Below are 350 nucleotides of genomic sequence, written 5' to 3' on the forward strand. Positions count from 1 at the left end.
CGCGCGATGATTACCCAACTGTTCTCTCAAATGGCCAGCTTGACTGGGCAAAGCGGGATCCAATGTTATATCGTATTTTAACGATCCGGTGACCCAAATCTTCTCTTTTGCAACGCCTAAGCTTTCAAAACGCTGTGCGTCCTGCTGATGTACCGATAATAAACAAGTGATATGAGTCAAGGCTGGGCGAATGAGTGCGTTCAATTTACGATAATTATCTAGTGATTTTTCAGACAATCGACCATTGACGACTATGATAGGGATTCCAAATCGAGCAACAGTATGTAACGTATTAGGCCATAACTCAGTTTCTATAATTAATAACACTGAAGGCTTGATTCGTCGAAAGA

At 41.7% G+C, this 350-nt stretch carries 1 protein-coding gene; it reads right to left on the reverse strand.

Features of this window, described 5'->3' with window-relative positions; translation table 11 throughout:
* A partial coding sequence (locus RMT89_RS41725; RefSeq protein WP_315888973.1) for a glycosyltransferase N-terminal domain-containing protein occupies positions 1 to 350 on the reverse strand: 350 nt, incomplete at both ends.

Origin of the sequence: Streptomyces sp. P17 (genome assembly GCF_032436805.1) — a bacterium.
Taxonomy (GTDB): Bacteria; Actinomycetota; Actinomycetes; order Streptomycetales; family Streptomycetaceae; genus Streptomyces.